The sequence below is a fragment of the Rhodococcus sp. R1101 genome (genome assembly GCF_000278445.1).
GTDB lineage: Bacteria > Actinomycetota > Actinomycetes > Mycobacteriales > Mycobacteriaceae > Rhodococcus > Rhodococcus gordoniae.
Map to the genome: position 1 here is coordinate 1 of NZ_AJVB01000340.1, position 4170 is coordinate 4170.

Annotated in this window: 4 protein-coding genes and 1 tRNA gene; 2 read left to right on the plus strand and 3 right to left on the minus strand. The window is 67.4% G+C overall.

The annotated features are described in order from the left end of the window. Positions 1-1449 (plus strand): amino acid permease (locus tag R1101_RS27265; protein ID WP_016934633.1); only part of this gene is annotated, 1449 nt, incomplete at its 5' end. A gap of 52 nt (positions 1450-1501) precedes the next feature. On the opposite strand, the gene R1101_RS0117360 is transcribed toward R1101_RS27265, so the two are convergent. Both R1101_RS0117360 and R1101_RS0117365 read right to left on the minus strand, forming a co-directional pair. Continuing rightward, positions 1502-1575: transfer RNA gene (locus R1101_RS0117360), tRNA-Pro, on the minus strand. Positions 1576-1629: 54 nt separating this feature from the next. Next, on the minus strand, positions 1630-2583 hold the full coding sequence (locus tag R1101_RS0117365) for a metallophosphoesterase (RefSeq protein WP_016934634.1): 954 nt from the start codon (positions 2581-2583) through the stop codon (positions 1630-1632). 66 nt (positions 2584-2649) lie between these two features. Here R1101_RS0117365 and R1101_RS0117370 point away from each other — a divergent pair, with 66 nt between their 5' ends. Continuing rightward, positions 2650-3126 (plus strand): GatB/YqeY domain-containing protein, encoded by a 477-nt coding sequence (locus tag R1101_RS0117370; protein WP_026003399.1) that lies wholly within the window; start codon positions 2650-2652, stop codon positions 3124-3126. 78 nt (positions 3127-3204) lie between these two features. Here the strand turns inward: R1101_RS0117370 and R1101_RS0117375 are convergent. Beyond that, positions 3205-4170 (minus strand): PASTA domain-containing protein (locus R1101_RS0117375; protein ID WP_016934636.1); only part of this gene is annotated, 966 nt, incomplete at its 5' end.

A 4170-nucleotide genomic window follows, 5' to 3' on the forward strand; every position in this document is an offset into this window, starting at 1 on the left:
AAGTCGGTGGAGCAATCCATCCGCGACACCGACGAACCCGATTCGAGGCTGCGCAAGGATCTGACCGCCTGGGACCTCATCGTGTTCGGAGTCGCAGTCGTCATCGGCGCCGGCATCTTCACGCTCACCGCCCGGACCGCGGGCAACGTCGCCGGCCCGTCGGTGTCACTGGCCTTCGTCTTCGCGGCGATCGCGTGCGCCCTCGCCGCCCTCTGCTATGCCGAATTCGCCTCGACCGTGCCTGTCGCCGGAAGCGCCTACACCTACTCGTTCGCGACCTTCGGGGAATTCGTCGCGTGGATCATCGGATGGGACCTCATCCTCGAATTCGCCCTCGCGGCGGCGGTGGTCGCGAAGGGGTGGTCGCTCTACCTCCACGAGGTCATGACCGTGTCCTCGAGCTTCACGATCGGGCCGGTGAAAGTCGACTGGGGTGCGATCCTGATCGTCGCCGTGATCGGCGTGCTGCTCGCCACGGGTACCAAACTCTCGTCCCGGGTCTCCTTGGTCATCACGTCGATCAAGATCGCGGTGGTGCTGTTCGTGGTGGCTCTCGGCGCCTTCTACGTCAAGGCCGAGAACTATTCGCCGTTCATCCCACCCTCGGAAGCCGGCGACACCGGCGACGGACTGCATCAGTCCCTGTTCTCGTTCGCCACCGGCGCAGGAGGCAGCACCTTCGGCTGGTACGGGCTGCTGGCCGCAGCCAGTCTGGTGTTCTTCGCGTTCATCGGATTCGACGTCGTCGCCACCACGGCCGAGGAAACGCGTCACCCGCAGAAGGCGGTGCCGATCGGCATCCTCGGCTCGCTCGCGATCGTGACGGTGCTGTACGTGGCCGTCAGCCTCGTCCTCACCGGCATGGTCGACTACACCGCCCTCGAAGGGGACGAGTCGACGCTGGCGACAGCGTTCGCGCTCAACGGGATGGACTGGGCCAAGAACCTGATCTCGATCGGTGCCCTCGCGGGTCTGACGACGGTCGTGATGGTGCTGATGCTGGGTCAGACGAGGGTGTTGTTCGCCATGGCGCGGGACGGACTCGTGCCACGCGGGCTCTCCCACACGGGCAGTCGAGGAACCCCGGTGCGCACGACGGTACTCGTGACGGTGGTCGTCGCGCTGCTCGCGGGTCTCGTGCCGCTGGGCACGCTCGAGGAGATGGTCAACATCGGCACGCTCTTCGCGTTCGTACTCGTGTCGATCGGTGTGATCGTGCTGCGGCGGACACGACCGGATCTCGAACGCGGGTTCCGGGTGCCGCTGGTGCCGCTGGTCCCGATTCTCGCGGTGATCGCGTGCGTGTGGCTGATGGTGAATCTGTCCGTCGAGACATGGCTGCGTTTCGTGCTGTGGATGCTCCTCGGCCTGATCATCTACTTCGTCTACAGCCGGAACCACTCCGTCCTCGCGACCCCGTCTCGGATTCGCACCGACCCGCAAACGTAGTCAGGGCACCTTCTCCGTGAGGAGAAAGTGCCCTGACGAGTTCTTCCACGAGTCGGGGTGGCGGGATTCGAACCCACGACCTCTTCGTCCCGAACGAAGCGCGCTACCAAGCTGCGCCACACCCCGTATTGAACCTCGGTCAGCTTACAACACGAGCCCGCAGAAGATTAAATCGGCTGGTCAGCGACGTAACCCGGCGCGCTCTGCCGCGTCGCCACTGGTGTGCTGCGTGGTGTCGCGCGAGGCCGGAACGAGGGTCAGCAGGGTGGCCTCCGGACGACAGAAGAACCGGGCGGGAGCGAACGGCGACGTGCCGATGCCCGCGGAGACGTGCAGTCGCATGTGAGCGCCCCACCGCGACGCGCCCTTCACCCGCGACCGGTCGATTCCGCAATTGGTCACCAACGCGCCGTAGAACGGCAGGCACAGCTGACCACCGTGGGTATGGCCCGCGAGAACGAGGTCGTAGCCGTCCTCGGCGAAACGGTCGAGCACCCGCGGCTCGGGGGAGTGCGTCATGCCCAGCCGCAGATCGGCCGAGGGATCGGCCGCACCGGCAATCGTCTCGTACCGGTCGCGGTCGAGGTGCGGGTCGTCGACACCGCCGACAGCGATGCGCACACCCCCCACCTCGATGTCGCGGCGCACATGCGTCATGTCCTGCCAGCCCCGCTCGGTGAACGCCGCGCGCAGGTCGCCCCACGGCAGCGGAGGACCGTAGACCCGGTCGTGGTTCTTGTCGAAGTAGGCGAGCGGGTTCTTCAGCACGGGAGCGAAATAGTCGTTGCTCCCGAAGACGAACAGACCCGGGCGGGCGAGAAGCCCGCCGAGAGCCTGGACGACGGCCGGAACGGCCTTCGGGTGCGAGAGGTTGTCGCCCGTGTTCACCACGAGATCGGGCTCGAGGCTGTCGAGCTCACGCAACCAGTTCTGTTTGAGCTTCTGGTCGGGAGTCATGTGCAGGTCGCTGATGTGCAGCACCCGCAGTGTCGACGCGCCGGGTGCGAGCACCGGCACCGTGACCTCGCGAAGGGTGAACGCATTCCGTTCGATCAGCGTGGCGTAACCGAGGCCGAGAGCGGCGGCGCCGGCAGCACCGAGGGTTACACGGCGAATTGCAGACAGGTCAGGCACTTCTCCAGCGTACCGCCGTGTGTGGTCACCGCACGCGGTTCGCTTGCCCCGCGTAGCGTTTCCGGCATGAGCAACACCACATCCTCCCTCGAATCCAGACTGCGGACAGACCTGACGGCTGCGATGAAGGACAAGGACAAGCTGCGGACCGAGACGCTCCGGATGCTGCTGGCGGCGGTCCGGAACAAGGCGGTGGCCGGCAAGGAGGCACGTGCGCTCTCCGACGACGACGTGCTCGAGGTTCTCGCGAAGGAGTCGAAGAAGCGCGGCGAGGCCGCCGAGATCTACACCGAGAACGGACGCGGCGAGCTCGCGGCCAAGGAGCACGCCGAGGCGCGGATCATCGACGAATACCTGCCCACGCCGCTGACCGATGCCGAACTCGTCGACGTCGTCGACACCGCACTCGCGCGCGTCGCCGAGGAACTCGGAACGCGTCCGGGCCCGAAGAACATGGGCCAGGTGATGAAGGCCGCCACCGAGATCGCGGCAGGAAAAGCGGACGGCAAACGCTTGTCCGCAGCCGTTCGTTCACGCCTGTAGCCGGACGGCCGTGCAGTTCTCGCGGGCCTTCACCAGGAAGGGGCGACGAGAACTGCACGGCCGTGGACGTTCTGCGGCTCAGTTGTCGGGGCGGCTCGGTGTCGTCGTGGGAGTGGAGTCCTCGTCCGCGGGAGGACTCGACTCGCTCTGCTCCAGCTCACGTTCCGGAACAGGCGCGCGGGTCGACGGGCGGGTCGTGTCGGGAACCTCGCGATCGCGCGGACGCGCCGGGGTGGCGCTGGTGGTGGGAGCCACGCGGACCGATCCGTCGCTGATGAACAAGGTCACCGTCGAACCCGGCACCGCCGAGCCGCTCGGGGACGTACCCGTCACGGTTCCGGCGCGTTCCTCACCGGCGATCGTCGCCTCCGACACCGAGAAACCAGCGTCGCGCAGGCGCTGTACCGCGCGGTCCTTCGACAGGCCCGTGACGTCGGGGACCTGGGCGTTACCGGCACCGCGGACGTACCGCGGGTCGGGGGCAGGGAGCTCGACGGGACCGAACTTGTTCGCGACCGGCAGCATCGCCGAGAACCACGTCCGAGCCGGCTCCGTGCCACCGAAGAGGTTGCCGTCGTAGCAGGGGCGAACCGGACCCGAGCAGATCTGCCCCGGGGTGGGGGAGTCGCCGTAGGTGTAGACGACCCCGGCGAACCGGTTGGTGAAGCCGAGGAACGCCGACGACATGTGCGACTCCGTGGTACCGGTCTTCGCCGCGACCGGCAGGTTCCAGCCCACCGAACCCGCGGCACCCGAAGCGGTACCGCCGCCGGCGGTGTCCTTGCTCATCGCCGTCGCGAGGGTGTCGGCGAGTCCGGGTTCGACGGCCTGCTCGCAGGCCTGCTGGGTGATCGGGACGGGCTTGCCCTCGCGGTCGAACACTCCCTCGATCGGGCTGGGCGGGCACCACTTGCCGTGCGAGGCGAGGGTCGCCGCGACGTTCGACAGCTCGAGCGCGTTGATCCACGTCGGGCCGAGCGTGTACGAGCCGAGGTGCTGGTCCTTCTGCATCTCGGCTCGTACACGCTCGGCCCGACGTGGATC

Bases quoted from the DNA above. Each gene is read 5' to 3' on its own strand.
- R1101_RS0117370 (WP_026003399.1), top strand. From the start codon at position 2,650: ATGAGCAACACCACATCCTCCCTCGAATCCAGACTGCGGACAGACCTG.